Annotated in this window: 23 protein-coding genes; 13 read left to right on the top strand and 10 right to left on the bottom strand. The window is 69.1% G+C overall.

All coding sequences use genetic code 11. From position 1 onward, the window contains the following. Positions 1-43: 43 nt before the first annotated feature. Both sepH and serC read right to left on the bottom strand, forming a co-directional pair. A complete protein-coding gene (sepH, locus tag ACWEH3_RS06135) occupies positions 44-1,072 on the bottom strand; it encodes a septation protein SepH (RefSeq protein WP_452358277.1) in 1,029 nt (342 codons plus the stop codon). Positions 1,073-1,282: 210 nt separating this feature from the next. Continuing rightward, on the bottom strand, positions 1,283-2,407 hold the full coding sequence (gene serC / locus ACWEH3_RS06130) for a phosphoserine transaminase (RefSeq protein ID WP_355074939.1): 1,125 nt from the start codon (positions 2,405-2,407) through the stop codon (positions 1,283-1,285). A gap of 64 nt (positions 2,408-2,471) precedes the next feature. Here serC and ACWEH3_RS06125 point away from each other — a divergent pair, with 64 nt between their 5' ends. Further along, positions 2,472-3,110, top strand: coding sequence for a hypothetical protein (locus ACWEH3_RS06125; protein ID WP_450021049.1), 639 nt, complete (start codon positions 2,472-2,474; stop codon positions 3,108-3,110). Positions 3,111-3,135: 25 nt separating this feature from the next. Here the strand turns inward: ACWEH3_RS06125 and ACWEH3_RS06120 are convergent, their stop codons facing one another. Next, positions 3,136-4,008, bottom strand: a complete 873-nt coding sequence (locus ACWEH3_RS06120; protein WP_450021047.1) for a polysaccharide deacetylase family protein — start codon at positions 4,006-4,008, stop codon at positions 3,136-3,138. Between the two features lie 110 nt (positions 4,009-4,118). Continuing rightward, positions 4,119-5,267 (bottom strand): citrate synthase 2, encoded by a 1,149-nt coding sequence (locus ACWEH3_RS06115; RefSeq protein WP_364424977.1) that lies wholly within the window; start codon positions 5,265-5,267, stop codon positions 4,119-4,121. A gap of 121 nt (positions 5,268-5,388) precedes the next feature. On the opposite strand from ACWEH3_RS06115, the gene pdxH reads away from it, so the two are divergent. The 4 genes from pdxH (at position 5,389) to ACWEH3_RS06095 (ending at position 9,332) form a co-directional block, all read left to right on the top strand. Then, the gene (gene pdxH, locus ACWEH3_RS06110) at positions 5,389-6,081 is read left to right on the top strand and encodes a pyridoxamine 5'-phosphate oxidase (protein ID WP_450021044.1); all 693 of its coding nucleotides are present in this window, start codon (positions 5,389-5,391) and stop codon (positions 6,079-6,081) included. Positions 6,082-6,149: 68 nt separating this feature from the next. Continuing rightward, positions 6,150-7,430: an MFS transporter gene (locus ACWEH3_RS06105; RefSeq protein ID WP_450021042.1), complete on the top strand. Its 1,281-nt coding sequence runs from the start codon at positions 6,150-6,152 to the stop codon at positions 7,428-7,430. Between the two features lie 191 nt (positions 7,431-7,621). Beyond that, entirely contained in the window at positions 7,622-8,935 is a 1,314-nt protein-coding gene (locus ACWEH3_RS06100; protein ID WP_083880375.1) for a citrate synthase, read from the top strand. 37 nt (positions 8,936-8,972) lie between these two features. Then, entirely contained in the window at positions 8,973-9,332 is a 360-nt protein-coding gene (locus tag ACWEH3_RS06095; RefSeq protein ID WP_355074928.1) for an FKBP-type peptidyl-prolyl cis-trans isomerase, read from the top strand. A gap of 92 nt (positions 9,333-9,424) precedes the next feature. Here the strand turns inward: ACWEH3_RS06095 and ACWEH3_RS06090 are convergent, their stop codons facing one another. From ACWEH3_RS06090 to ACWEH3_RS06070, 5 genes are all read right to left on the bottom strand, one after another. After that, a complete protein-coding gene (locus ACWEH3_RS06090) occupies positions 9,425-10,594 on the bottom strand; it encodes a hypothetical protein (RefSeq protein ID WP_450021040.1) in 1,170 nt (389 codons plus the stop codon). Between the two features lie 57 nt (positions 10,595-10,651). Then, positions 10,652-12,028 (bottom strand): sensor histidine kinase, encoded by a 1,377-nt coding sequence (locus tag ACWEH3_RS06085; RefSeq protein WP_450021038.1) that lies wholly within the window; start codon positions 12,026-12,028, stop codon positions 10,652-10,654. Next, positions 12,025-12,738, bottom strand: a complete 714-nt coding sequence (locus tag ACWEH3_RS06080) for a response regulator transcription factor (RefSeq protein WP_450021036.1) — start codon at positions 12,736-12,738, stop codon at positions 12,025-12,027. The genes ACWEH3_RS06085 and ACWEH3_RS06080 overlap by 4 nt, the downstream gene beginning before the upstream one ends. Positions 12,739-12,860: 122 nt before the next feature. Continuing rightward, positions 12,861-13,247: a hemophore-related protein gene (locus ACWEH3_RS06075; protein WP_450021034.1), complete on the bottom strand. Its 387-nt coding sequence runs from the start codon at positions 13,245-13,247 to the stop codon at positions 12,861-12,863. 118 nt (positions 13,248-13,365) lie between these two features. After that, positions 13,366-15,426, bottom strand: coding sequence for an AMP-binding protein (locus ACWEH3_RS06070; RefSeq protein ID WP_450021032.1), 2,061 nt, complete (start codon positions 15,424-15,426; stop codon positions 13,366-13,368). A 320-nt stretch (positions 15,427-15,746) separates the two neighbouring features. Here ACWEH3_RS06070 and ACWEH3_RS06065 point away from each other — a divergent pair, with 320 nt between their 5' ends. The 6 genes from ACWEH3_RS06065 to ACWEH3_RS06040 all read left to right on the top strand — a co-directional run bounded on the left by ACWEH3_RS06065 (position 15,747) and on the right by ACWEH3_RS06040 (position 23,729). Then, the gene (locus ACWEH3_RS06065; RefSeq protein WP_450021030.1) at positions 15,747-19,742 is read left to right on the top strand and encodes an ATP-binding protein; all 3,996 of its coding nucleotides are present in this window, start codon (positions 15,747-15,749) and stop codon (positions 19,740-19,742) included. Next, a complete protein-coding gene (locus ACWEH3_RS06060) occupies positions 19,739-20,152 on the top strand; it encodes a roadblock/LC7 domain-containing protein (RefSeq protein ID WP_011207200.1) in 414 nt (137 codons plus the stop codon). The genes ACWEH3_RS06065 and ACWEH3_RS06060 overlap by 4 nt, the downstream gene beginning before the upstream one ends. 7 nt (positions 20,153-20,159) lie before the next feature. Further along, positions 20,160-20,534, top strand: a complete 375-nt coding sequence (locus ACWEH3_RS06055; RefSeq protein ID WP_039795171.1) for a DUF742 domain-containing protein — start codon at positions 20,160-20,162, stop codon at positions 20,532-20,534. Beyond that, on the top strand, positions 20,515-21,117 hold the full coding sequence (locus ACWEH3_RS06050; RefSeq protein WP_355074914.1) for a GTP-binding protein: 603 nt from the start codon (positions 20,515-20,517) through the stop codon (positions 21,115-21,117). Before ACWEH3_RS06055 ends, ACWEH3_RS06050 begins: the two co-directional genes overlap by 20 nt. A 51-nt stretch (positions 21,118-21,168) precedes the next feature. Then, positions 21,169-22,758 (top strand): carboxyl transferase domain-containing protein, encoded by a 1,590-nt coding sequence (locus tag ACWEH3_RS06045; protein ID WP_450021028.1) that lies wholly within the window; start codon positions 21,169-21,171, stop codon positions 22,756-22,758. A 113-nt stretch (positions 22,759-22,871) separates the two neighbouring features. Continuing rightward, positions 22,872-23,729, top strand: a complete 858-nt coding sequence (locus ACWEH3_RS06040) for an aldo/keto reductase (protein WP_450021026.1) — start codon at positions 22,872-22,874, stop codon at positions 23,727-23,729. Positions 23,730-23,751: 22 nt separating this feature from the next. On the opposite strand, the gene ACWEH3_RS06035 is transcribed toward ACWEH3_RS06040, so the two are convergent. Beyond that, positions 23,752-24,855 carry an NAD(P)-binding domain-containing protein gene (locus tag ACWEH3_RS06035; RefSeq protein WP_450021024.1) on the bottom strand — a complete coding sequence of 368 codons (1,104 nt, stop codon included), beginning with the start codon at positions 24,853-24,855 and terminating at the stop codon, positions 23,752-23,754. Positions 24,856-24,944: 89 nt separating this feature from the next. On the opposite strand from ACWEH3_RS06035, the gene ACWEH3_RS06030 reads away from it, so the two are divergent. Together ACWEH3_RS06030 and ACWEH3_RS06025 are read left to right on the top strand one after the other, a co-directional pair. Next, the gene (locus tag ACWEH3_RS06030; RefSeq protein WP_450021022.1) at positions 24,945-25,673 is read left to right on the top strand and encodes an enoyl-CoA hydratase; all 729 of its coding nucleotides are present in this window, start codon (positions 24,945-24,947) and stop codon (positions 25,671-25,673) included. Beyond that, positions 25,673-26,815 (top strand): MBL fold metallo-hydrolase, encoded by a 1,143-nt coding sequence (locus ACWEH3_RS06025; protein WP_450021056.1) that lies wholly within the window; start codon positions 25,673-25,675, stop codon positions 26,813-26,815. Before ACWEH3_RS06030 ends, ACWEH3_RS06025 begins: the two co-directional genes overlap by 1 nt.

Raw genomic sequence — 26,815 nt, 5'->3', positions numbered from 1 at the left:
CGCCCCGACCGGCACAACGAAGACCCGCGAGGGCGGGCCGCGGTCAGTGACCCGAGCTGCGTACCCCGAGCAGTACGTCCTCCCAGGACGGCATCGGGGCCTTGCCGCGCTTGCTGCGCGTCGGCTTCGCCGGAGCCTTGGCCGCGGGCTTCGCGGGCTCCTCGGGCGCGGGGGGCGTCGGCGCGGGGGTGTCCACGGTGGCGGCCGGTGGCGCGACGGCACCGGCGGTAGGCGTCGCGTTGGCGGCGGCCGCGGGAGGCGTGGCCGCGGCGGGCGCCGGGACGTTGCCCGGCGGGATCGCGGCGGCGCTGCCACCGGCCGCGACGGCCCGCTGTTCGTAGTACTCGTCCAGCGTCGGCTGGCTCTGTCGGCTCGCGGTGCGCGCGGGCGGTGCGGCCGGGGCGGGACGCGGTTCGGCCACCGGCTCCGGCTGCGGCGGCGCGGGCTCGGGTTCCGGAGGCACGATCGTGGCCAGTCCGCGCAGCGCGCGTCCGAAATCCGGATCGATCAAATCGGAGGCCGGGTCATCGAGCGGAGAAACCGAACCCCCGTGGGCGTCGGGCTGGTAGCGCCAGTGCGCGGCGATCTCGGATCGTCCGTTCTGCCACTGCAACTGGGCGACCCAGTAACCCTTCTCGTCCTTCCAGGCGTCCCACTCGGCGCCCTCGATGTTGTGCCCGCGCGCGGTGAACGCGGCGGTGACCACATCGATGAGGATGTCAACGGCGGGACCGTCGGGGCGGACCGGGTGGGCCTTCTGGGCGAGCTCGGCGGCGCGGGCTCGCTCCAGCAGCACCGGATAGGCGAATCGCTCGACGCGACTGGCCGGCATTCCGGATTCTTCGGTGACCTGTTCCACTGAGGCCCCTGCTCGAATACGGGCCTGGATATCGCGGGGACGCATAGTTGCTTCCATTTCGATCTCGATCTGGCCGAATCGGGCAAGGTCTCCGCGCGCGGCGGCTCGCAGTTTGTCGTCGGCGGGCAGCCGGAACTTCTGACCGGACTCGGTGTCGATACACACGATGTGCGTGGAGTCGGGCGTCACCCCGATCACTCGAAGTTCACGCACCGTTACCTCCTTATCGCGTCGACTCGCGACACCGCCCACTTTCCGAAACAGTAGTGCACATCTGAGATTCATGGGGCAGGACACGCGGCACGGAAATCTCCTCGGAGACGTCCGTGCCCCGCTAATCTGCTCTGTTCGTTCCGCTATGGCTAATTCTGCGGCGTGTCGATCCCGGGCGTGTTGCGCACTCCGGACCGAAATAGGCGGCGCTCAGCCGAGATTCTGCACGACCCAGTCGATGGCGCGGGTCAGCTGGCTGACGTCGTCCGGATCGATCGCCGGGAACATGCCGATACGCAGCTGGTTGCGGCCCAGTTTGCGGTAGGGCTCGGTGTCCACGATGCCGTTGGCGCGCAGAATCTTCGCGACCGCGGCCGCGTCGACCGAGTCGGCGAAGTCGATGGTGCCGACCACCTGCGAGCGGTGCGCCGGGTCCGTGACGTAGGGAGTGGCGTATTCGCTCGACTCCGCCCAGGAGTACAGGCGCGAGGAGGAGTCGAGCGTGCGCTTGACCGCCCAGTCCAGACCTCCGTTGTTGTTGAGCCACTCGATCTGGTCGGCGAACAGCAGCAGGGTGCCCAAGGCGGGGGTGTTGTAGGTCTGATCCTTGGTGCTGTTGTCGATCGCGATCGGCAGCGACAGGAAATCGGGCGTCCAGCGGCCCGACGCCTTGATCTCCTCGACCCGCGCCAGCGCGGCGGGGCTCATCAGCGCGACCCACAGGCCACCGTCGGAGGCGAAGCACTTCTGCGGTGCGAAGTAGTAGACATCGGCGTCGGTGATGGTCACCGGGAGGCCGCCCGCGCCGGAGGTGGCGTCGATGGCGATGAGCGCGTGGTCCGAGCCCGCGGGACGCCGCACCGGGATGGAGACGCCGGTGGAGGTCTCGTTGTGCGCCCAGCCGATCAGGTCCGCCGACGGGTCCGACACCGGCTCCGGCGCGCTGCCCGGCTCCGCCGAGACCACGATCGGGTCGCCGATGAACGGGTTGCCCTTGGTGACAGCGGCGAACTTCGAGCTGAACTCACCGTTTGTCAGGTGCAGCGAACGCTCCCGGACCAGGCCGAACGCCGCCGCGTCCCAGAAAGCGGTCGTGCCGCCGTTGCCGAGCACCACCTCGTAGCCGTCCGGCAGGCCGAACAGCTCGCGCAAGCCGGAGCGCACGCGCGCCACCACGTCCTTGACCGGCTTCTGCCGATGCGAGGTTCCGAACACCGAGGCGCCGACGTTCACCAGCGACTGCAGCTGCTCCGGGCGCACCTTGGAGGGGCCGCAGCCGAACCGTCCGTCGGCGGGCTTGAGGTCGTCGGGAATGGTCGGAAACGCAGAGGTCATGGCCAACAGGGTAGTCGGTGGTATCGCTGTGGCGACGCCCACACTCCGGCTAACGTAAGCGCCCATGAGCATGCCGTCAGCTAACTCGGGGTGGCGCCTGCGCCGGCGGGCGCGGAATCTCCGCCTGCGCGGCGCGACGGTCTCGGACGCGATGCGGCGGGAGTTGTTGATCCGCGGGGAAGCGGGAACCGCGACGATCCTCGGCGTGCGTCCGCGCCGCACCGAACCGGGACACGTGTTCTGGGTCCGCGTGCAGCTGGCCGGCGAGTTCCCCTACGAGAGCCGGGTGCGGCAGCGAATGCCGGACGCGGACCTGGAATGGATGCGGCCTGGTGACGTGGTGTGCTGCCGGGTGGACCCGCGCGACCGCGAACGCCTGGTCCTGTACGTGCCCGACCTCGAAGAAGCGGGCCGGGCGAGCATCGCGAAGATCCTCGCCGACGGCCGCCGCGCCGACGCCACCGTGCTCGCTGCCGCGCCGGTCGCGGCCGACTACTCCGGGCGTGACGATCCGGTGCTGCGGCTGGACCTCGAGCTGCGCGCCTGGGACGAACCCAAGCCGTGGCGGGTGCGGCTGGTCCAGCCGGTGCCGCTGCACGCCCTCCGGCTGGTCGACCTGGGCAGGCATCTGGAGGTCGCCTTCTTCGAAGTGGACCGCGGCGACACGGTCGCCGTCGACTGGGTCGCCTCGCTCGAGGAGTGAACTTCCGGCGAATACGGTCGCGCGGCTACAGGTGCACGAAGGTGAACCCCATGGCGCGAATCTTCGGCAGCGCCGCGATCATCCCCGCTCCGGTTCCGGAGTGCGGCCGATGCATATGGGCCAGTGAAATAGCGCCGGGCGCGGCGGCATTCATCGCCGATTGCACTCGGGTGGCCGACGCGGTCGCGCCGAAATCGGCGTTGATACTGAAACCGACCGGGGTTTCGCCCAATTCGTTGACGATGGACACCGCGACGTCGTCGTAATGCGCGGTGCCCGCGCGGAAGAATCGCGGCGGCTTGCCGGTGATCGTGGTGAGCAACTCGTGGTTGGCCCACACTTCGTCGGCCGCCTCCCGTGCCGAAGCGGTTCCCGCGATGCCATAGGCTTCCCGGCCGTTCACCGACAGCGGTTTGTGTGCCACACCGTGATTGGCCAGTTCGAAGAGCGGATTCGCCGCCAACTGCGCGGTCCGCGCGCGGTTGGCATCGATCCAGCGTTTGTTGAGGAACAACGTCGCCGGAATTCGCTCGCTGATCAGGAAGTTCACCAGCGACTCGTCGATGTCGTTGTTGCCGGTCCCGCCGCAGGCGTCGAAAGTGAGCGCCATCTGTTTGCCCGCGGCGGTGAAAGTACTTGTGATTCCCGCCAGCTCGACGCCCCATTGCTTCGGCGAGATCCCGGCGTGCCTGGCGGCGACGGCGACCGGTGTGCCCGCGTCCGAGGACGCGGAGACCGGAGCGGCCCGCGTCCCGGTGGTGGCGCCGGGGGCGACCGACGCGCGCGCCTGCGTGAGAGCCGTGTTCTGTGTGGTGCCGCACCCGGTGGCGGCGAATCCTGCGGCCAGAGCGGCGCCGACGCCGAGCATCCGCCGCCTCGATATTCCTTTGTCCAGCATCCCTCTAGTCCTCTAGCTTCCCCTCCCGGATGCTACGCGAGCCGGACACGACGGCGGGGCAACAGCTTCCGCCGTGACGTCCGGCTCGCGGTCGTGACGCTGTGGTCGCGTTACGTGTGCGCGATCGTGGCCCAGCCCTCGACGTCCTCGGGCCGACGAGGGGAGGGGCCGGTGTAGATGGCCGCCGGGCGGACCAACTTGCCCAGCTGCTTCTGCTCCAGGATGTGCGCGCACCAGCCCGCGGTGCGGCCGCAGGTGAACATGGCGGGCATCATGTGCGCGGGCACCTCGGCGAAGTCCAGGATCACCGCGGCCCAGAACTCCACGTTGGTCTCGATGGCGCGGTCCGGACGGCGTTCGCGCAGCTCAGCCAGGGCGGCCTGCTCCAGTGCGGCGGCGACTTCGTAGCGCGGCGCGGCCAGGCGCTTCGCGGTGGCGCGCAGCACGCGGGCGCGCGGGTCCTCGGCCCGGTAGACCCGGTGACCGAAGCCCATCAGCTTCTCCTTGCGGTCCAGGATGCCCTTGACCAGCGCACGCGCGTCGCCGGTGCGCTCGACCTCTTCGATCATCGGCAGCACGCGCGCGGGCGCGCCGCCGTGCAGCGGGCCGGACATGGCGCCGATCGCGCCGGACAGCGCCGCCGCGACGTCGGCCCCGGTAGAAGCGATCACCCGGGCGGTGAAGGTGGAGGCGTTCATGCCGTGCTCGGCGGCGGAGACCCAGTAGGCGTCGATGGCCTCGGTGTGGCGCGGGTCCGGGTCACCCTTCCAGCGGGTCATGAAGCGCTCGGTGACCGTGGTGCACTCGTCGATCTTCTTCTGCGGGACCGCGGGCTGGTAGATGCCGCGCGCCGACTGCGCGACGTAGGACAGGGCCATCACCGAGGCGCGCGCCAGATTCTCGCGAGCGGTCTCGTCGTCGATGTCCAGCAGCGGCTGGTAGCCCCAGATCGGCGCGAGCATGGCCAGCCCGGCCTGCACGTCGACGCGCACGTCACCGGTGTGCACCGGGAGCGGGAACGGCTCGGCGGGCGGTAGACCGCGCCCGAACGATCCGTCGACAAGTAGCGCCCACACGTCACCGAAGGTCACCCGGCTCCCGACCAGGTTCTCGATGTCGACTCCGCGGTAGCGCAGCGCGCCGCCGTCCTTGTCCGGTTCGGCGATGTCGGTGGTGAAAGCCACCACGCCCTCGAGGCCACTGACGAAATCGCTGGGAACGGTGGCCTGCCCACCGGAAACCGCGGGGCTGGTAGTCATGTCGCGACTCTCCTTGCACTTGGGTCGCATGTTCTCGTCGATGGGAAGGTGTCGGATTTGACGAGCACATGCCGATCATCAAAACCTTAGCTCCCCGCTACCGAGGAGTAACGTCTGCCCCATGCGTGACCTGGACAATTCATCGGATCTCGCGGCCATGCGGGTCGACTACGGCGGCCTTCCGCACGGCGGCAACGAGGACGTCGACTTGGACGAGACCTGGCTCGCCGGCGGCTGGGAGCCGCTGCTGCGACATTGGATCGAACAGGCCACCGCGGTCGGCATCGCCGAACCCAACGCGATGGTGCTGGCCACGGTGTCGCTGGTGGACGGCACGCCGCGGCCGGTCGCGCGGACGGTGCTGTGCAAAGGGCTCTCCCCGGAGGGTGTGATCTTCTACACGAACTACGACTCGGCCAAGGGCGCTCAGTTGACCGCCCTCCCGTATGCCGCGGTCACCTTCGTCTGGCCCGCGCTGGGCAGGCAGGTGCACCTGCGCGGCGCGGTCGAGCGGGTTTCCGCCGAGACGACGGTGGCCTACTGGCGTTCCCGGCCGCGGGACTCGCAGCTGGGCGCCTGGGCTTCGCGCCAGTCCCAGCCGATCGGCTCCCGGGCCGAACTGGATCGCACGCTGGCCGAGACGACCGCGCGATTCGCCGATACCGATGAGATCCCGGTGCCGCCGCACTGGGGCGGTTTCCTGGTCCGTCCCGACGAGGTCGAGTTCTGGCAGGGACGGCGCGGCCGGTTGCACAACCGCATCCGGGTGCGGATCCAGGACGCGGGGACCACGGTCGAGCGCTTGCAGCCCTGACGTATTCCCAGCGCCGGCGTGAGAATTCTCGCGTCGATCGGGAGGGGAGGACTGATTACGCTGCGGCGGTGAAACTGCTCGCCGACACCACTCCGCTGCGCAATCCGGACTTCCGACGCCTCTGGAGCTCGGGCATCGTCACCATGATCGGCGCGCAGTTGTCCGTGGTCGCGGTTCCGCAGCAGATCTTCCAGATCACCGGCAGTTCCGGTTACGTCGGCTTGGCCGGTCTGTTCGGCTTGGTGCCACTGATCGTGTTCGGCCTGTGGGGCGGCGCGCTCGCCGACGTGCTGGATCGGCGCAGGCTCCTGCTGATCACCAACTCGGGCACCGGCCTCACCGCCCTGGCCTTCTGGTTGCAAGCGGTGGCCGGGGCGGACAACGTGTGGCTCGTGCTCGGCCTGTTCGCCGTGCAGCAGGCGTTCTTCGCGGTGAACCAACCCACCCGCAGCGCAACCATCCCCCGCCTGTTGCCGGAAGGCCAACTGGCCGCCGCGAATTCGCTGAACATGACGGTGATGCAATTCGGCGCCATCGCGGGCCCGGTGCTGGCCGGGGTGCTCATTCCCGTCGTCGGGCTCGCCACGCTCTACCTGATCGATGCGGTCGCGCTGCTGGCCACGTTGTGGGCGGTCTGGCGGCTGCCCGAGTTGCCGCCGACCGGAACGGTGCGCCGCGCCGGATTCCGCACCGTGCTGGACGGTTTCGGTTACCTCGCCACGCAACGGGTGCTGCTGGCGTCGTTCGCGGTGGACGTGATCGCCATGGTGTTCGGCATGCCGCGCGCGCTGTTCCCGCAGATCGCGCACGAGACCTTCGGCGACCCGGCGACCGGTGGCGTCGCGCTGGGCCTGCTGTTCGCCTCGATGTCGGCGGGCGCGGTGCTCGGCGGCGTGTTCTCCGGGTGGATTCCGCGCATCCGCAGGCAGGGCTTCGCGGTGCTGGTCTGCATCGCGCTGTGGGGGCTGGCCATGATCGGCTTCGGCCTCGCCGTCGGGCTCACCGGCCACGGTCTCGGTCTCGGCGCCGGGCTGTGGATTGCCTTGGTGTGCTCGGCCTTCGGCGGCGCGGTGGACATGGTCTCGGCCGCGCTGCGGGTCACGATGCTGCAGACGGTGGCCACCGACGAGCTGCGCGGGCGGCTGCAAGGGGTGTTCACCGTGGTGGTCGCGGGCGGCCCCCGCATCGGTGATGTTGCCCACGGTTTCGCGGCAGCGAGCCTGGGTACCGCTGTAGCCGCGGCGGGCGGCGGTGCGCTCGTGGTGGTGGGTGTGCTGATCGCGGCGGTCGCGTTTCCGGCCTTCACGCGTTACCGTGTCGGTCGCGCTCATGCCGAAATCGCCGTGTGACGTGCAGTGCTAACCCTTGGCGACCGCGTTTCGCGGTAGCCACCGGACCTCACCGCGCCGGGACGTGTTTGTGAGCCGCCGCAGGACTACCCTCCGGTATTGTCCGCGTCGGCCAACGGCTAGCGTTGACGCAAGCGCATCGTGCGCCACCGCGCCGGTGCCTGTGGTTCTAGCCTGAGAGGGATCCTTCCGTGCCCGCTGAGAACATCATCAACGTCGACGACGACGCCAAGCCGGTCCTTTCCTACCCCGGCGGCGAGTTCCCGATGACGGTCACCAGGGCCGCCGAGGGCAACGACGGGATCGAGCTGGGAAAGCTGCTGGCCAGCACCGGGTATGTGACGTACGACCCGGGCTTCATGAACACCGCCCCGACCAAGTCGGCGATCACCTACATCGACGGTGAGGCGGGCATCCTGCGCTACCGCGGCTACCCGATCGACCAGCTCGCGGCGGCCTCGACCTTCATCGAGGTCAGCTACCTGCTGATCTACGGCGAGCTGCCCACGCAGGCCCAGCTCGAGGACTTCACCGACCGCATCCGCAGGCATACCCTGCTGCACGAGGACCTGAAGCGGTTCTTCGACGGCTTCCCGCGCAACGCGCACCCCATGCCGGTGCTGTCCTCCGCGGTGAACGCCCTGTCGGCCTACTACCAGGATTCGCTGGACCCGCGCGACCCCGAACAGGTCGAGCTGTCCACCATCCGGCTGCTGGCCAAGCTGCCCACCATCGCGGCCTACTCGTACAAGAAGTCGGTCGGCCAGCCCTTCCTCTACCCGGACAACTCGCTGAGCCTGGTGGAGAACTTCCTGCGGATGACCTTCGGCTTCCCAGCCGAGCCCTACGAGGTGGACCCCGAGGTCGCCGCGGCGCTGGACATGCTGCTCATCCTGCACGCCGACCACGAGCAGAACTGCTCCACCTCGACCGTGCGCCTGGTCGGCTCGTCCGACGCCAACCTGTTCACCTCGGTGTCCGGCGGCATCAACGCGCTGTGGGGCCCGCTGCACGGCGGCGCGAACCAGGCCGTGCTGGAGATGCTCGACGGCATCAAGGCCAGCGGCAGCGACGTCAAGGAGTTCATCCGCAAGGTCAAGAACAAGGAAGACGGGGTCAAGCTCATGGGCTTCGGTCACCGCGTCTACCGCAACTACGACCCGCGCGCCTCGATCGCCAAGAAGCACGCCGACGCCATCCTGAGCAAGCTCGGCGGCCACGACGAGCTGTTCGACATCGCCCAGGCCCTGGAAGAAGCCGCGCTCACCGACGACTACTTCATCGAGCGCCGCCTGTACCCGAACGTCGACTTCTACACCGGCGTCATCTACAAGGCGATGGGCTTCCCGACCCGCATGTTCACCGTGCTGTTCGCGATGGGCCGGCTCCCCGGCTGGATCGCGCACTGGCGCGAAATGCACAGCGAGCCGCTGAAGATCGGCCGTCCCCGGCAGATCTACACCGGCTACGGCGCTCGCGATTACCGCGAGATCAACAATCGTTGACGAAATCCATCCATCATCTATCGAAGGGGATAGCCGAATGACCAAACCGGAGATCGAGTTCCAGGCAGGGCCCGCGCCCACCGAGCTGGTGATCAAGGACATCATCGAGGGCGAGGGCAAAGAAGCCGTGCCCGGCGGCACCGTGGAAGTGCACTACGTGGGCGTCGAATTCGAATCCGGCGAAGAGTTCGACTCGTCGTGGAACCGCGGCGAGTCCATCACCTTCCCGCTGCGCGGCCTGATCCAGGGCTGGCAGGACGGCATCCCCGGCATGAAGGTCGGCGGTCGTCGTCAGCTGACCATCCCGCCGGAGCTGGCCTACGGCGGGGCGGGCGGCGGTCACCCCCTGTCCGGCAAGACGCTGGTCTTCGTGATCGACCTGCTGAACGCCAACTAGTTCGGCGGCGCCTGCGGCGCCGCGTGTTCACGGCCCTCTTATGGCTCGCGTATGGCCCGTCTTCTGTAGAAGAAGACGGGCCATCGTCGTATCTACTTCCTGATGATCTCCACCGGGTCGGTCAGGGCCGCTGCCAGCGCTGCTTGCTGGGTGCCGCTGCGTCGCGGCAGCGCGGCCACCGCCTTGTCGGTTTGCGTGCTCAGGTTGTGCACGATGTTCTGTAGCCGGCTCACGCCGCCGGTGAGCTGGCCGATGGCGCCGACCAGTTGGGCGCCGCCCTGTTCGGCGAGCTGCGGTAGACCCTCAGCGAGTTTCGCGCCTTCGGACAGTTGCGTGCTCGCGCTGGTCAGGCGGTCGACGACGGTGCGGAGCAGGGTGCCGAGATCGGTGTCGGGGTCGACCGCGCTCCCGACCAGCGAGCCGAGGCCGGTCAGCTGGGATCCCGCCTGCGCGGACACGCCGCGCAGCGCTTCCAGCTTCCCGATGATGTCGGCGAGTGCCGGGTCGTTCGCGAACGGCAGCGCGCGCAGCAGCGGCAGGATCTGGTCGAGTCCGCCGCTCACCGTGTTCGCGGTGCGTTCCACCTGCGCGATCGTGATGCCGGTCGAATCGAGGGCCGCGGCGAGTCGGCCCGATTGCGCTGCGGCGCCGTCGACGGTGGAGTTCAGCAACGCGATGGCCGAAGTGAGTTGCGCCGATCCGGATTTCGCGAACTCCAGGAAGCCGAGCAACTGATCGGCGCCGGAGCTGAACTGGTCGGCTCCCGCGGCGGCCGCCTCGACGCCCGCGTTGAGCAGCTGGGCACTGAACTGCACCTGCGACATCTGCGACCTGGCCTGCGCGACAGCGGTGAGCGCGGCGTCGACGCCTGCCGCGCCGATCCGGTGCGTCACCGCGGTCACCGCGCCGTGCACCAATTCGGCGTCGGCGTGTTCGTTGGTGTCCACGGTGACTTTGGCCCGCTTCGGTTCGGGCCCGGCCAAAGTGCCCATAGACGCCGTGAGGTCGGCGGGCAGCGTGATCACCGCGGCGTAGTCGTCGGTGCTCGCCGCACCCGCCGCCGCGGCGGTCCATTCGTAGCCGCCCGCGTCCTGCAACGCCGTGACCACTCGCGCTCCGGTCGGCCCGGTATCGGCATTGACCAGCGCGATCCCCGTCGGCCCCCGATCCGTCCCGGTCCATGCGGTGAGCCCGGCGCCGAGCGCTCCAGCTGCGACGAGGGCGACGACGAGAAGGCCACAGCGGGCGCGTTTTCCGATCACGCCGCAGACCATAAACGCGGGTTATGGCGCGCCCCTTGGCGTTTCTCTGAGAGTTGTCTAAGTTGCCGACCGCTCTGGTAAGTCCAGGACCAAGCGGATGCCGCCGAGGGTGCCCGCGTCGAAATATGCCCGGCCGCCGTGGAGTTGGGCCTGCTGAGCGACCAGAGCGAGACCGAGCCCGGAGCCGCCCTTGCTCGCCTGGCTGCCGCGGAAGAAGCGGTCGAAGACGGCCTCGCGCTCCTGCGGCGGGATGCCGCGGCCGTTGTCATCGATCGAGATGACGATGTGGCCGTCGGGCGCACGGTGCGCCGAGACCAGGGCCTCGGTCGCTCCGCCGTGTTTGACCGAGTTGGCCAGCGCGTTGTCCACCGCCAACCGCAGCCCGGCGGGCAGGCCGCGGGTGACCAGCTCGGCGTCGGAATCGATGCGCACGACCAGGCCGGGGAAGTGCCGCATGGCGTCGTGCGCGGCTTGGTCGCACAGGTCGCCGACGTCGGTGGCGACGTGGTCGCGCTCATTGGTCAGGTCGCCGGTGGCCAGCCGCTCCAGCGCCGCGAGCGTGCTCTCCACCCGGCCCTGGCTGCGTTGCAGGTCGCTCAGGATCTCCGACCGCTGCGACTCGTCCAGGTCGAGTGTGCGCAGTACCTCGAGATCGGTGCGCATCGCGGTCAGCGGGGTGCGCAGTTCGTGGGCGGACACGGCGGCGAAGTCGCGGGCGGTCTCCAGTGCGGCGGCGGTCTGCGCCTGCGCCTGGTCCACCCGCTGCAACATGGTGTTCACCGCGTCGGCCAATTGCTCCGCCTCGTGCACGCCCGCGCCCTCCACCGGCGCCTGCGGATTGCTCGGATCGGGAAACGCGCTGCGTGCGCCCACCTGCCGGGTGAGCCGGACGATCGGGCGCACCGCGGCGCCCGCGAGCAACCAGCCGAGCCCGGCGGCGGCGGCGATGGCCAGCAGCGCGCCGCCGAGCACCCATCGTTGCTGCTCGGCGGTGGCTTCGGCCGCGTCCGCGGCGGGTATGCCGAGTGCCACCACGCGGCCCGCGGGCTGCTTCTCGGTGGTGGTCAGGATCCGGTAGGGGGTGCCGCCCACCGTCGCGGTGCGGGAGCCGGTCGGCAACTCGGGTAGTTCGGTGGGCGTGCTCGCGACCACCTCGCCGTTGTCCCGGACGGTCACCGCCACGTTGTTGTTCAAGCCGGTCAGGCTGATGAACCGGACGGCGATCTGCGGCTCGATCAGCACGATTCGCGCCGCGACGTCGAGTTGCTGGTCGGATTGCCGCACGTTGTTGCGCTCGATGGCGCGGATGCTGATCAGGCTGATCAGCGTCACGATGATGATCGCGCCCGCGGCTGCCGCGCCCGCGACGCGGGTGCGCAGCGAAAACGATCGGCGCCGACGGGTTTTCGGCGGTGCGGCGGCGGGCACCGTCATTTCGGCGCTCGCAGCACGAACCCGACGCCGCGGATCGTGTGCAGCAGCCGGGGAGTGCCGTCCACCTCGAGCTTGCGGCGCAGATAGCCGACGAAGACGTCCACCACATTGGTGTCGGCGGCGAAGTCGTAGCCCCACACCAGTTCCAGCAGACGTTCCCGGCTCAGCACCACTCCGACGTTCCTGGCCAGCGTCGACAGCAGTTCGAATTCCCGCTTGGTGAGTTCGATCTCGCGGCCGTGCAGCAGCGCGCGGTAGCCGGCGACGTCCACCTCGAGCGGGCCGACGGTGACCGCTCCCGGGGTCGCGGGGGCCGGCACGTCCGACCGCCTGCGCAGCAGCGCCCTGATCCGGACCACCAGTTCCTTCAGCACGAATGGTTTGACCAGGTAGTCGTCGGCGCCGGACTCCAGCCCAGCGATGCGGTCGTCCACCGACGCGCGGGCGCTGAGCACACAGATCGGCACCTCGTTGCCCATCGCGCGCAAGGCGGTCACCACGCCCGCGCCGTCGAGCACCGGCATGTTCATATCCAGCACGATGGCGTCGGGCGCGTTCTCGTTCACACTGCGCAACGCCTGTGCGCCGTCCCTGGCCACCAGGACTCGGAAGCCGGACAAACGCAGCCCGCGCTCGACCGAGGCGAGCACGTCCTCGTCGTCGTCGACGACGAGAACCGTCGGGTTCGAGGTCGAGGTCACGTCGTCCATTCTGCTCCCCGCCTCCGTGAATCTTCGGTCGTGCGAGTCGGCGCGCGGACTCGCGTTCGGAACCCGGGGATGACCCGCCGGAATACGGAAATGCCCGGCGAGTCACCCGTGTTTCCGCGGGATCAGTAGTTGTGGCAGGTCTCCGCCACGACGCGGATGGTGTCGCGCAACTGCGCGGTCCGCGGGTCGTTCTCCGCCTGGCGCGCCGCGTCCGGGTTCTCGTCGATGGCCCGCCGCAATTCGGCCCTGCGCTGCTCGACCGGCTGGTCGAACTTGCGCTGCAACTCGGCCTTCTGGTTCGGATTCGCGTCGAGCATTGCGGCCAGCTGCGGCGCCTTGTCGTGCAGGGCCGCGTCGACCTGGGCGAACGAGCAGTCCGAGGTCAGCAGGGGCTCGGCGTATTCCATCGGGCCCGCGGCGGCGACAGCGGGGCTCAGTAGCAACGTGACCGTGGCGATTCCACCTGCTGCCGCGGCGGCGACGGCGGGGCGGCCTACGGAACGTTTCATATCTCTGCCTCCAGATCATCGAGGGGTTTCGGGCGGTCTCGAGGCTATTTCGAACTGCTGGCACCGACATGAACATCCTCTGAGGAAACTCTGAGGACGTTAACGGCGGTGCGCAAACTCAGGACGGCGCAACCGGATCCACGTCCGGCGCCACCACGTCGTCGGTGTTCTCGGTGACGTGCGCCGCGTCCCGCCATTCGGGACGCGCCGTGCGGATCTGCTGCTCCAGCGCCACCAGCACCGCCGGATCCTCGATGGTGGAGGGCACCTCGAAAGTCTCGCCGGAGGTGATCTGCCGGATGGTCTTGCGCAAGATCTTGCCGGACCTGGTCTTGGGCAGCGCGGTCACGACGATGGCGTCGTGCAGCGTGGCGATCGCGCCGACGTGGGTGCGCACCCGCTCGATCAGTTCGTCGCGCAGCCGGTCGGGATCGATGTCGACGCCGGACTTGAGCACCACGTACGCCAGCGGCCGGTGCCCCTTGAGTTCGTCGGGCAGCCCGATGACGGCGCATTCGGCGACGGCCTCGTGCCCCGCTATGGCCGCCTCGATGCTGCCCGCCGAAAGCCGGTGCCCGGCCATGTTGATCACGTCGTCGCTGCGGCCGAGGACGTACAGGTAGCCGTCCTCGTCGAAGTAGCCGGAGTCGCCGGTGAGGTAGTGGCCGGGATACGCGGAGAGATAGGAGCGCTCGTACCGGGCCTCGTCCCGCCAGAGGCCGGTCAGCGTGCCGGGCGGCAGCGGCAGACCGATGACGATGTTGCCCTCGGTGTTCGGCGCCACCGCGTTGCCGGAGGAGTCGAGTACGCGTAGTCGATAGCCGGGCACCGGTACCGAGGCCGAGCCCGGTTTGATCGGCAGCTGCTGCAGGCCGAGCGGGTTCGCGCAGACCGGCCAGCCGGTCTCGGTCTGCCACCAGTGATCCACGACCGGGCAGTCCGAACGGCCCGCGAGCAGGGTTTCGTCGGCCCAGGCGTAGGTGGCCGGGTCCAGGCGTTCGCCCGCGCAGAACAGCGCGCGCAGGGAGGTCAGGTCGTGGCGGTGGGCCAGCTCGGCCTCGGGGTCGGCCTTGCGGATGGCGCGTAGCGCGGTCGGGGCGGTGAACAGCACGTCGACCTTGTGCTTGTCCACCACCTGCCAGTACGCGCCCGCGTCCGGGGTGCCGACCGGCTTGCCTTCGTACAGCAGCGTGGTGGCTCCGACCAACAGCGGCGCGTAGACGATGTAGGAGTGCCCGACCACCCAGCCCACGTCGGAGGCGGCCCACATCACCTGGCCCGCGTCGACGTCGTAGATGTTGCGCATCGACCAGGCCAGGGCGACCGCGTGCCCGCCGTTGTCGCGGACCACGCCCTTCGGCTTCCCCGTGGTGCCGGAGGTGTAGAGGATGTAGAGCGGATCGGCCGCGGCGACCGACACCGGGTCGGCCCGCGGCGCGTCGCGGACGGCGTCGTCCCAGTCGAGCCACTGCGCGGCCACGGTCTCCGCCGAACTCGGCAGGTACTCGGTGGCGGGCTGCGGCGCGGGAAAGTGGATCGTGTCGAACTGCGGCCGCTGTTTGACGATCACCGTGCGCGGCGCGGTCGTCTCGGCGAGATCGAGCGCTCGCAGCACGATGGGCGGGTATTCGATCTGCTTGCCCGGTTCCAGGCCGCCGGACGCTGTGATGATCAGCACCGGCTCGGCGTCATCGATGCGCGCGGCCAGCTCCGGGGCAGCGAAGCCGCCGAACACCACCGAGTGCACCGCGCCGATGCGGGCGCAGGCCAGCATCGCGATCACCGCTTCGGGGATCATCGGCAGGTAGATCACCACGCGATCGCCCGCGGCGACGCCCAGCCGCGCCATCGCCCCCGCGAACCGTGACACCTCGTCGAGTAGCTCGGCGTAGGTGTAGACAACGGTGGCGTCCGTCATAGCCGACTCATATATCAGTGCGGGCTGATCGGCGCGGCTCGGCGAGTCGGGGCTGGTGGGGTGGACGTGGCGGTCGAGCGCGTTGAAGGAGGTGTTGAGCCGGGCGCCGGAGAACCACCTGGCTACCGGGCGGGCGCCGCTGTCGACGATCTGCGTCGGCGGCACGTCCCAGTCGATGGCTTCGGCCGCGCCGGCCCAGAACTCGGCGGGATCCACCAAGCTGGTCTGGTAGGCCGGTCGGTACTCGTGCCGCACGTTCAACCCCGTGACTCCCTAGCCTCGCCTCTATGCCCGCCTCGATAGATCCGGTTGATTGTGGCAGACTTCACGCGACGCCCGGGTGGGTGCCGCTACCTTTGGTTTTGCCTGGAACTGGCAGGTCAATGATCGCGACATCACGCCCCGTCACCCAAGAAGTTATTGATCCGTTAGAATCTGATGTCACTTATTTGGGCCGTCGTAGACGCAATTTCTCGGCCAGCCGCAGCTCTCGGCCAGCTCCACCTGTCGAGCCAAGCACGCGATTGTGGAGGTTCGGTTGATGGCGCGTGGTAGAGGCCAGTTTGGAAAGTGAGTGGGAGATGCGTGACGCCGCTAGCTCCGGCAGTAGCCGCTGGGCGCTGGGCAACTGGGATCTGCGCTGGAAGGTGACGGCGGTGCTCGCCGTGCCTCTGGCGGTCGCGGTCGGCCTCGGCGTATCCAGGATCTCGTCGGAGTTCGCGGACTCGAACCGGCTCGCCGACATCTCGGAGAACGTCGCCGCCATCCCATCGGTCACCGCGCTCAGCGCGCAGACCGCCACCACCGCGGGCTCGCAGATGATCTCGCTGGGTTCCAACCAGTCCGTGGTGACCGACCAGAACCTCGCGGATCTGGACAAGGCGATCGCCAACGCCGAGAAGGCGGTCACCAAGCTCGACGGAGTGCCCGGCGCGCGCGCGGCCATCGACAGCATGCTCACCCAGGCCAAGGGCGTGCGCGCCCAGGGCAAGTCGGTCTCCACCGGCCCGCCGTCGGACACCCTGGCGCTGATCGACCGCGTCCGCAGCGACAGCGTCCGTATCGTCGAGACGACGGTCGGCCAGGTCAGCGACACCGCGGTGGACGCGGCCAAACTGCGGCTGGTCGACTCGCTCAACACCCGTGCCACCCTGGTCAGCGAGCTCGCCGCCTTCCCCGAGGTGCTGCGCGCGCAGCAGTCCGGCGTCCAGAACTTCCTCATCGCCTCCAACACCGAGCGGGCGCTGCTCAACGTGCTCGCACACCGCTTCGCCGACGGCGACACCTCGATCGCCGACCTGCGCGCCGGCATCGACACCAGGATCGCGCTGTTGACCAGCCCGCAGACGCAGGCGGGCCAGCTTCCGGTCGGTGACCTGAAGAAGTCGCTGACCGACAGCCTCGCGGTCTACGAGCACGTCGTCGGCAAGGCGACCAAGGACATCGACTCCGCGATGCAGTCGCTGGTGACCACCGCCCAGCGGGACGCGTGGACCTACACCGCGGTCGTCATCGCGACCATCCTCGCCGCGCTGCTGCTCGCGGTCTTCGTGGCCCGCTCGATGATCGTCCCGCTGCACCGGCTGCGGTTGGCCGCGCTGCGCGTGGCCGAGAGCGACCTGCCGCACGAGGTCGCCCAGCTCCGCACCGGCGCCTCGCCGGAAGAGGTGCCGCTGGAGCCGATGCCGGTGCGTAGCACCGAGGAGATCGGTCAGCTCGCGCGCGCGGTCGACGACATCCACGGCCAGGCGCTGCGCCTGGCGAGTGACCAGGCGAAGATGCGTTCGCAGGTCAACGACATGTTCGAGACCTTGGCGCGGCGGTCGAAGTCGCTCGTCGACCATCAGCTCACGCTCATCGAGGCGATGGAGTACGACGAGAAGGACCCGCGCCTGCTGGAGAACTTGTTCCGGCTGGACCATCTCGCCGCCCGTATGCGCCGTAACGGCGACAACCTGCTGATTCTCGCGGGCACCAGGCAGCGCCGCGCCAAGTCCGCCCCGGTCGAGATCGCCGACGTGCTGCGCGCCGCGATCTCCGAGGTGGAGGACTACGAGCGCGTGAAGCTCGGCGCCACGCCGCGCGGTTCGCTGAAGGAACCCGCCGCCTCCGACCTCGCGCATCTGTTCGCCGAGCTGCTCGACAACGCGCTGCGCGCCTCGCCGCCGGAGACCGACGTCAAGTTCACGTTCGCGCAGGCGCACGATCAGGGACTGCTCATCGAGGTGGCCGACCGCGGCATCGGTATGCCGCCCGCCGAGATGGCCGATATCAACCGCCGTCTGGAGCAGACCGCCGAGCCGGGGCCGGACACGGCCCGGCACATGGGTCTGTTCGTGGTCGGCAGGCTCGCCGAGCGGCACGGTCTCACCGTGCGGCTGCGGCCGACCTTCGACACCGCGCGCGATCCGGGCGTGACGGTGACCGTGCATGTGCCCGTCGGACTCATCGTCGCGGGCAAACCGAGCGCGGGGCAGCCCGTCACCCCGCAGCCTTCGCCGCAGGCCGCCGCTCCGCAGCGTCCGTCGGCGCCTTCGTCCATGCAGATGCGGGCCGTCCAGCGGACTCCTGGGGGCAATGTCATGGTCACCGTCGATCCCGGGGTGAGCGGCCCGATTCCGGCCGTGAGCGCCAAGCCCACCGTTTCGTCCAGCGGACCGATCCCCACCGGACCGGGTGGACTGCCGCAGCGGCAGCCGGGTTCGGCGATGACGTCGTCCGGTATGCGCTCGGAGAACCAGGAGTCGGCTACGAGTCTGCGGCCCGCGCCGGGGCAGCCCGCGCCGAGTGGTCCGCAGCGTGGCAAACTCGCCGCGGCCAGCCTGCCCAAGCGCAACCTCAGCCCCGGCGGTCCGCCGCCGCGCCAGCCCGGTGGGCCCGCCGCCGAGTTGTCCGGTACCGGCCTGCCGTCGCGTGAGCCGAACTCGGGCGAGCTACCGGTGCGTCAGCCGGGCGCCAACGGCGTGCCGCAGCCGAGCGCCGGTCTGCCGCAGCGCCAGCCGGGCGCCAACGGCGTGCCGCCGCGAGACGCTTCGAAGGGCATGCCGCAGCGGGAATCCGGTCTGGGCGGCCTACCCCAGCGTGAGTCCGCCTCCGGCGGTCTGCCGCAGCGGGAGTCGGCCGCGGGTGGTTTGTCACAGCGCGACTCCGGTTTGGGTGGTTTGTCACAGCGTGACTCCGGTTTGGGTGGCTTGTCGCAGCGTGACTCCGGTTTGGGTGGCCTGCCGCAGCGTGAGTCCGCATCTGGCGGCCTGCCGCAGCGTGAGTCGGCGGCGGGTGGTCTGCCGACGCGTGAGCCGGGTGTGACGCGTCTGCCGTCGCGTGAGCCGGGGGCCACCGGCCTACCGCAGCGGCAGCCGGGTTCGAACGGTGTGCCGCAGCGTGATTCGGCGGCGGGTGGGCTGCCGCAGCGTGAGCCGGGTGCCACGGGTCTGCCGTCGCGTGAGCCGGGCGCTACCGGTCTGCCGTCGCGTGAACCGTCCGTCGGCCTGCCGTCGCGTGAGCCAGGTGCTACCGGTCTGCCGTCGCGTGAACCGTCCGTCGGCCTGCCTCCGCGTGAACCGTCCATCGGTCTGCCGTCGCGTGAACCGTCTATCGGTCTGCCGTCGCGTGAGCCAGGTGCTACCGGCCTGCCGCAGCGTGAATCGGGCGCGACGGGTCTGCCGTCGCGTGAGCTGGGCGCTACCGGTCTGCCGCAGCGTGAATCGGGTGCCACCGGCCTGCCATCGCGGCAGCCCACGCCCAGCCTGCCGCAGCGCGATGCGGCGCCCACCGGTCTGCCGCAGCGTGAACCCGGCAACGGTCTGCCGCAGCGGGATGCCGGTGCTCACCGTCTGCCGCAGCGGGATCCGGGCTCAGGCGCGCTGCCTGCCGTCGGCAACGGTCTACCGCAACGCGATGCGACGGCGAGCGGTCTGCCGCAGCGGGACGCGGGCGCGGCCACCGGTCTGCCGCAGCGTCCGCCCGCGCCGTCGAGCCTTCCGCAGCGCGAGAGCGGGCTGACCGGTCTGCCGCAGCGGCAGCCGGGCGCCCAGGCGCCGCAGCGCCAGCCCGTGCCGCCGGGTATCGCGCTGCCGCAGCGCGATCGCGGTGGCCAGCACGCCGCGAGCCCAGAGCAGCCCGCCGCCTCGCCGGGGCGCGATCCCGGTAAGCACAGCTTCCGGTCCAACCCGGCCAAGACGGCCTCGTTCTTCCAGACCAGGTTGCAGCCCGCGGACGAGTCGGGAGCGTCGATGGGTGGAACGCCGATCTTCGCCGAGATGATGTCGGCGTGGCTGTCGGATCCGAACACGGATAGGTCCCAGGTGGCTGCCTCCTTCGAATCGCCGGGTGACGAGGGTTGGCAAGCGGCTCGCCGGGCAAGCGAGGCGCAGCCGGAGACGAAAACGGCGGCGGGGTTGCCGCAACGCAATCCGGGCGGAAGGCTTGTCCCCGGCGGCGTCAGCGGTTCGGCGGATCGGGCGCCGCGCCGCGACCCAGAAACGATCAGGTCCAGCTTGAGTCGTCACCAGCAGGGCGTCCGGGATGGCCGCGCAATGAGAGCAATGAACCTAACCGGAGATAAAGGAGACCGATGAACCCCGATCTAGGTGGTACGAATCGTCAGCTGGATTGGCTGGTTTCGAACTTTGCCAACGAGGTTCCTGGCGTAGCCCATGCTGTCCTGGTCTCGGCTGACGGCCTACTCATGGCCGCGAGTGCCCAACTGCCCGTCGACCGCGCCGAACAGCTTTCGGCCGTCACGGCCGGTCTGGCCAGCCTGTCAGTCGGCGTCTCGAACCTGTTCGAGGGCGGCACCGTGCTGCAGTCCGTCGTCGAGATGGAGCACGGTTACCTGCTACTCATGGCTGTCGGCGACGGTTCCTATCTCGCTGTGCTGACCAACACTTCGTGTGACATCGGTCAGGTCGGCTACGAGATGGCTCTGTTGGTCGAGCGGGTTGGCCAGACTGTTCAGGCCACACCACGCGTCACGATGGGTTCCTGATGGTGGGATGGACATAGAAGATCACCGCGTGGGAAGCGTCGAGCCCAGCCTCGTACGGCCGTACTCGCTGACCGCAGGCCGCACCAGGCCCGCGGTCGAGTTGGCGTTGGAGGCTCTCGTCGCATCGCATCCGGTCGCCCTGGAGCGGCAGTTCGAACTGACCAACATCGAGACGTCAATCGTGGAGTTGTGCAGAGAATCGCCGTCCGTTGCCGAGGTAGCAGCCCGATTGGGTATCCCTATCGGGGTGGCCCGTGTGCTCGTGGCCGATTTGATCGAGGCCGGGCACGTGCGCGTTTCGGCGACTTTGAAAGACGATTCCAGCGACGATGAGCGTCGCGAGCTGATCGAAAGGGTTCTCAGTGGACTCCGGCGTATTTGATTCGACGGCGCAGGTCGACACTCGTACCAGTAAGCCAACATCGGCGAAGATCGTGGTCGCGGGTGGCTTCGGCGTCGGGAAGACCACGTTGGTCGGTGCTGTCTCGGAGATCGTTCCGCTGCGCACCGAGGCATTGGTGACCAATGCCAGCGCCGGGATCGACAATCTGACCGGCATCCCGATGAAATCGACCACCACCGTGGCGATGGACTTCGGCCGGATCAGTCTCGCCGACGATCTCGTGTTGTACCTGTTCGGCACGCCCGGCCAGTACCGATTCTGGTTCATGTGGGACGACCTGATCCGGGGCGCCATCGGCGCCGTCGTACTGGTCGACACCCGCAGGCTGGAGGACAGCTTCGCGGCCGTCGACTACTTCGAAGCGCGCGGCCTACCCTTCCTGGTGGCGCTCAACGAATTCGACGACGCTCCGCGTTACCCGATCGAGGACATCCGGCAGGCGCTCGCCGTGCCTGCCGATGTGCCGATCATGTCCATCGACGCCCGTCGCCGTGAGCCGGCCAAGCAGGCCCTGGTCGCGCTCACCGAGTACGCGCTGCGCAAGGTGATGCAGGGCTACTGAGTGCTCGCGCGGCTCATCGGAGCACTGGGTAGGGCCGGATAGGCTCGCCCGGTGCGTACTTCGGCGCGAGAGTTACTCGAGCAACTGCTCGACAAGGACTCGTTCGTCAGCTGGGACCGGTCGCCGGTGACGGTGGCCGTTTCTCCGCGGTACCGCGATGCCTTGCGGAAGGCGGCCGTCGCGGCGGGCACCGACGAATCGGTGCTCACCGGCGAAGGGTTGCTGCGTGGTCGGCGCGTGGCCGTGATCGCCTGCGAGTTCGGCTTTCTGGCCGGCTCGATCGGTGTCGCGGCGGCGGAGCGGATCGTCTCGGCGGTCGAGCGCGCCACCGAACTCGGGCTGCCGTTGGTCGCTTCGCCGACCTCCGGCGGGACCAGGATGCAGGAGGGCACCGTCGCCTTTGTGCAGATGGTGAAGATCGCCGGTGCGGTGGCGGCGCACAAGTCGGCGGGGTATCCCTACGTCGTCTACCTTCGCAACCCGACGATGGGCGGCGTTTTCGCGTCGTGGGGTTCGTTGGGGCACATCACTTTCGCCGAACCCGGGGCGCTCATCGGGTTTCTCGGTCCTCGGGTCTATCAGGCCCTGTACGGCAGACCTTTCCCGGAAGGCGTGCAGACCGCGGAGAACCTGTATCGGCGCGGCGTAATCGACGGCGTTCTGACGATTCCGGTCTTCCGCCGTATCGCCCATCGCGCGTTGAGTGTGTTCAGCGGCATCAAATTGCCGGATTCGGCTGCTGGACGGCACTTTTCCGAACAGATCGTGGCATCGGAGTCGCACCCGCCGGTATCTGCTCCGCATTCGAACGACGTTGCGGCAGAATCGATTCGGTCCGATGTCGAATGTGATCGTGCCGCGGGCGATCGGGTGTGGCGGTCGGTCCTCATCTCCCGCCGCCCGGAGCGTCCCGGCATCCGGGATCTCCTTCGTCATGTGACGCAACGAGTTCCGCTCAGCGGCACCGGCCAGGGCGAGTCCGATCGCACCGCCGTGCTCGCTCTCGGCCGTTTCCGTGGGCAGCCGTGTGTGGTGTTCGGGCACGATCGGCGAGGACAGCAGGGTGAGAACACCATGGGTCCGGCCGCGCTGCGCGAGGCGCGGCGCAGTATGGCGCTTGCTCAGGAGTTGCGGCTGCCCTTGGTTCTGGTCATCGACACCGTAGGCGCGGCGCTGTCGAAGGAGGCCGAGGAACGCGGGCTGGCGCCCGAGATCGCTCGCTGCATAGCCGATCTGGTGACGTTGGATACCCCGACCGTGTCGGTGCTGCTCGGCCAGGGCACCGGCGGCGGCGCGCTGGCGCTACTGCCCGCCGACCGGGTGCTCGCCGCCACACATGCGTGGCTGGCCCCGCTGCCACCGGAGGGGGCGAGCGCCATCGTCTTCCGTGACACCGATCATGCTGCGGAATTGGCTGCGGCGCAACGGATCAGCGCCCCTGACTTGCTGGCCGACGGCGTGGTCGACCGGATCGTGCCAGAATTGCCCGACGCGGCGGACGAGCCGGTGGACTTCGCCCGCCGGATGGTCGCCGCGATCGCGCACGAACTGGCGGCCTTGCGCGCCCGTCCGGAATCGGAGTTGCCGACGGCTCGGCAGACGCGGTACCGGCGGCTCGGGTTGCCCGGCTCGACGAGCTGACCGCGGTGAACGCGGAAAGTCCGCGGTCCGCAAGCCCCGTTCCCAGCAAATTACAAGCCAACACACCCGAGTGCGTGATTGACGGTTCGCCGCCACACTTCTACCGTCGGAATGTGACCTTCAAAAGCGAGACCAGCACCGTCCCCTCGATCGTGCTGAACGACGGGAACGTGATCCCGCAGCTCGGCTTCGGCGTGTTCCAAGTGCCCTCCGAGGACGTCTTCTCGGCCGTCACCACTGCGCTCGAGGTCGGCTATCGCAGTATCGATACGGCCGCGATCTACGGAAACGAAGAGGGCACCGGCCGTGCGATCAGGGAATCCGGCCTGCCCAGGGACGAGATCTACGTCACGACCAAGCTGTGGAATGCCGAGCAGGGCTACGACTCCACGCTGCGCGCGTTCGACGCGAGCCTGCAACGGCTCGGCTTGGACTACCTCGACCTGTACCTCATCCACTGGCCGGTGGCCGCGGCCGACCGCTTCGTGGATACCTTCCGTGCCTTCCAGGCCCTGAAGTCGCATGGCCGGGTGCGGTCGATCGGCGTCTCGAACTTCACGGTCGCGAACATTCAACGGCTCATCGCCGAGACCGGTGAGATCCCGGTGGTGAACCAGGTCGAGCTGCACCCGAGGCTGGCTCAACGCGAGCTGCGCGAGTACCACGCGGGTAACGCGATCGCCACCGAGGCGTGGAGCCCGCTCGGGCAGGGCACCTTGCTCGAGGAGAGGACCATCACGGCGGTGGCCGCCGAGGTCGGCCGCACCCCGGCACAGGTGATCATCCGCTGGCACCTGCAGTTGGGCAACATCGTCATTCCCAAGTCGGTCACACCGTCGCGGATCGCGGAGAACTTCGACGTATTCGGTTTCGAGCTGACGCCGGAGCAGATGGACGCGATCAACGGTCTGGATGCCGGTGCGCGCATCGGTCCGGACCCGGACCGGTTCACCTACGGCCTGATCGACTGACCGCGGGAATCGCCGGGGCCGGTCAGCGCAGTCCGAGATATTCGGTGAGTTCGAGGGCCGCCGCGCGCCCCGCTCGATTGGCCCCGACCGTGCTGGCCGAGGGCCCGTATCCGATCAGGTGGATGCGCGGATCGGCGGACACACGGGTGGCCAGCCGTCCCGACATGGTGATGCCGCCGCCGGGACCGCGCAGTCGCAGCGGCGCGAGGTGGTCCAGCGCGCTGCGGAAGCCGGTGGCCCAGAGGATCACATCCGCTCGCTGAAAGGCTCCGTCGGACCACCGCACCCCGTCGGGCTCGATGCGTTCGAACATGGGCAGGCGGATGAGGGCACCGCGGGCCCGCGCCGCCCGTAGCCGGTCATCGAGCGGTAGCCCGGTGACCGAGACCACCGATCCCGGCGGCAGCCCACGCCGCACCCGGTCTTCGACCATCGCGACCGCGGCGCGGCCGGCCGCTTCGGTGAAGGTGTTCTCGCGGAAGCGCGGCGGTGTCCTCGTGACCCAGGTCGTCGTGGTGACTCGGGAGATCTCGTCGAGCAGCTGGACCGCCGAGATGCCGCCGCCCACCACCACGACGTGCTCGCCCGCGAACTCCTCGGCGGTGCGGTAGTCGTGGGTGTGCAGCTGGCGACCGGCGAAGGTCCGCGCCCCCGGGTAGTGCGGAACGAACGGACGCTCCCAGGTGCCGGTGCAGTTGATCAGGCCGCGTACCCGGATCGTGTCCGCCGTGTCGGTCTCCGCGTTGAGCACCGCACCCCGCTCGGCGGGAGCGCCTTCCTCGGTCCGGTCGCACACCACGGTGACCGATACCTGCCGGTGCACGCGCAGGTCGAATCGTTTCTCGTACAGCTCGTAGTAGTGCGGCACGGCGGTCGCGGCGGGCACGGACGACGAACCGGGCGGCAAGGTCTCGGAGAACGACATACCGGGCAGATCGTGCACGCGGTTGACCGTGTCCAGGGTGAGGGAGGGCCAGCGGAACTGCCACGCGCCGCCGGGGCCGGGCGACCGATCGACGAGCAGAAAGTGCCGCTCGGGACGCAGTCCGAGGCGCTGGAGGTGGTATCCGGCCGAGAGTCCCGCCTGACCAGCGCCGATCACCAGGATGTCGAAGTCGGTCGGCACAGCCGGTGATCGTATCGCCCGGCGCGGAACGGGCAGTCCGCTGTGGCAGAGTGAAGAGAACAGACGGACCGTTCAGTCGGGGAGGTCGCATGCTCGGGGTCAGCCGCGATGGTGACGTGGTCACCATCGAACTTCAGCGGGAGGAGCGCCGCAACGCGCTCAATCACGAACTCGTGACACTGCTGCGCGAGGCAGTGCTCGCCGCGGTCGCCGACCAGGCCCGGGCCATCGTGTTGACCGGGCGGGGCTCGGTGTTCAGCGCGGGCGCCGACTTGTCCGGGGTGTATTCGGGCGATTTCCTGTCCGGATTGCTGGAAATGTTGCACGCCATCGAATCGGCCCCGGTCCCGGTGATTTCGGCGATCAACGGCGCCGCGATCGGCGCCGGTGTGCAGCTGGCGCTCGCTTCCGACCTGCGGGTGGTCGCGCCGGAGGCGTACATCGCGGTCCCCGCGGCGAAACTGGGCATCACCGTCGATCGGTGGACCGTGCGCAGGCTGGCCGCCTTGATCGGCGGCGGTCCGGCGCGGACGGTGTTGCTGGGGGCCGAACAGATATCGGCCGACGACGCCTACGCGTTCGGGTTCGCCAACCGGATCGGCACCGTGGCCGACGCGCAGGCTTGGGCCAAGCACATCGCGGCGCTGGCCCCGCTGTCCCTGCGGCACATGAAGCTGGTGCTCAATGACGACGGAACGCGCGATCCGGAAACCGCGCAGCAGCGCGCGGCACTGGAGGCCGCATGGACGAGCGAGGATGCCAAGGAGGGTCGTTTGGCCAGGCAGGAAAAGCGCCCCGCGAAGTTTGTGGGGCGATGATGGACATCAGACGGATCGCGGGCGCCGCGGCAGGCGCGCTCGGCCTCACCTGGGTGGTACGGGCGGTGTGGGACATCCCATCGGCGATGGGCGCTTCGATCTCGGCGATCCAGCCGTACGCGGTGGGTGCGGCCACCTATCGCGATCGACAGTTCCACAACACCGAGCCCAGTAGCCAAGTGGTCGCCGGTTCCGCTCCCTCACTGCTGGTCTCGGCGCTGACCCAGCGCAACGTGGGTCGGCCGCGGGGCAGCATCCCATTGCGGACGCCGCAGCAACCGGACACGGCGGCCGCTCTCGCCGTCACCTGGTACGGCCACGCCACGACGTTGATCGAGGTCGACGGGTACCGGATCCTCACCGATCCGGTGTGGAGCGAGCGCGTTTCGCCGTCGCCGCTGGTCGGCCCGGCGCGCATGCATCCCGTGCCGCAGCCGCTGGCCGACCTGCCGCCGATCGACGCGGTACTCATCTCCCACGACCACTACGACCACCTGGACAAGGAGACCGTCCGGGAGTTGGTGGCCCGCCAGAGCGCACCGTTTCTGGTCCCGATCGGTATCGGCGCCCACTTGCGGCACTGGGGTGTCCCGGAGGATCGGATCATCGAATTGGATTGGGGCGGTTCGGTGACGCTCGCCGAGCTCGGCCGGGACCGCGACGGCGTGGATCTGGCGATCACCTGCACGGAGGCACGGCATTTCTCCGGGCGCGGCCTGCTGCGCAACACGACGTTGTGGGCCTCGTGGTCGATCGCAGGTCCGACCCGGCGGGCCTACTTCGGCGGCGACACCGGCTTCACCAAGGCGTTCGCCGAGGCGGGTGCGGCGCTCGGCCCGTTCGATCTGACGCTGCTGCCGATCGGCGCCTACGACGAGCGCTGGCCGGATGTGCACATGAATCCCGAAGAGGCGGTCCGGGCACACGCCGACCTGTGCGGCGGGAATCCCGGCCACGGATTGCTGGTGCCCATTCACTGGGCCACCTTCAATCTCGCCTTCCACGGCTGGTCCGAGCCGGTCGCGCGCATGGTGGCCGCGGCGCGGGCAGCGGGCACCGATGTCGCGGTGCCGATGCCGGGGCAGCGTGTGGACCCGTCGAGCGCCCCACCCGCGGGTACGTGGTGGGAGAATATCGGCTGA

The organism is Nocardia sp. NPDC004718 (genome assembly GCF_053601535.1).
This window is presented reverse-complemented; position numbering and strand designations above follow the sequence as displayed.

Coding starts and splice junctions, on each gene's coding strand:
- serC (WP_355074939.1), bottom strand. CDS start 2,407: ATGACCTCTGCGTTTCCGACCATTCCCGACGACCTCAAGCCCGCCGAC.
- ACWEH3_RS06125 (WP_450021049.1), top strand. CDS start 2,472: ATGAGCATGCCGTCAGCTAACTCGGGGTGGCGCCTGCGCCGGCGGGCG.
- ACWEH3_RS06120 (WP_450021047.1), bottom strand. CDS start 4,008: ATGCTGGACAAAGGAATATCGAGGCGGCGGATGCTCGGCGTCGGCGCC.
- ACWEH3_RS06115 (WP_364424977.1), bottom strand. CDS start 5,267: ATGACTACCAGCCCCGCGGTTTCCGGTGGGCAGGCCACCGTTCCCAGC.
- pdxH (WP_450021044.1), top strand. CDS start 5,389: ATGCGTGACCTGGACAATTCATCGGATCTCGCGGCCATGCGGGTCGAC.
- ACWEH3_RS06095 (WP_355074928.1), top strand. CDS start 8,973: ATGACCAAACCGGAGATCGAGTTCCAGGCAGGGCCCGCGCCCACCGAG.
- ACWEH3_RS06085 (WP_450021038.1), bottom strand. CDS start 12,028: ATGACGGTGCCCGCCGCCGCACCGCCGAAAACCCGTCGGCGCCGATCG.
- ACWEH3_RS06080 (WP_450021036.1), bottom strand. CDS start 12,738: ATGGACGACGTGACCTCGACCTCGAACCCGACGGTTCTCGTCGTCGAC.
- ACWEH3_RS06075 (WP_450021034.1), bottom strand. CDS start 13,247: ATGAAACGTTCCGTAGGCCGCCCCGCCGTCGCCGCCGCGGCAGCAGGT.
- ACWEH3_RS06065 (WP_450021030.1), top strand. CDS start 15,747: ATGCGTGACGCCGCTAGCTCCGGCAGTAGCCGCTGGGCGCTGGGCAAC.
- ACWEH3_RS06060 (WP_011207200.1), top strand. CDS start 19,739: ATGAACCCCGATCTAGGTGGTACGAATCGTCAGCTGGATTGGCTGGTT.
- ACWEH3_RS06055 (WP_039795171.1), top strand. CDS start 20,160: ATGGACATAGAAGATCACCGCGTGGGAAGCGTCGAGCCCAGCCTCGTA.
- ACWEH3_RS06030 (WP_450021022.1), top strand. CDS start 24,945: ATGCTCGGGGTCAGCCGCGATGGTGACGTGGTCACCATCGAACTTCAG.
- ACWEH3_RS06025 (WP_450021056.1), top strand. CDS start 25,673: ATGGACATCAGACGGATCGCGGGCGCCGCGGCAGGCGCGCTCGGCCTC.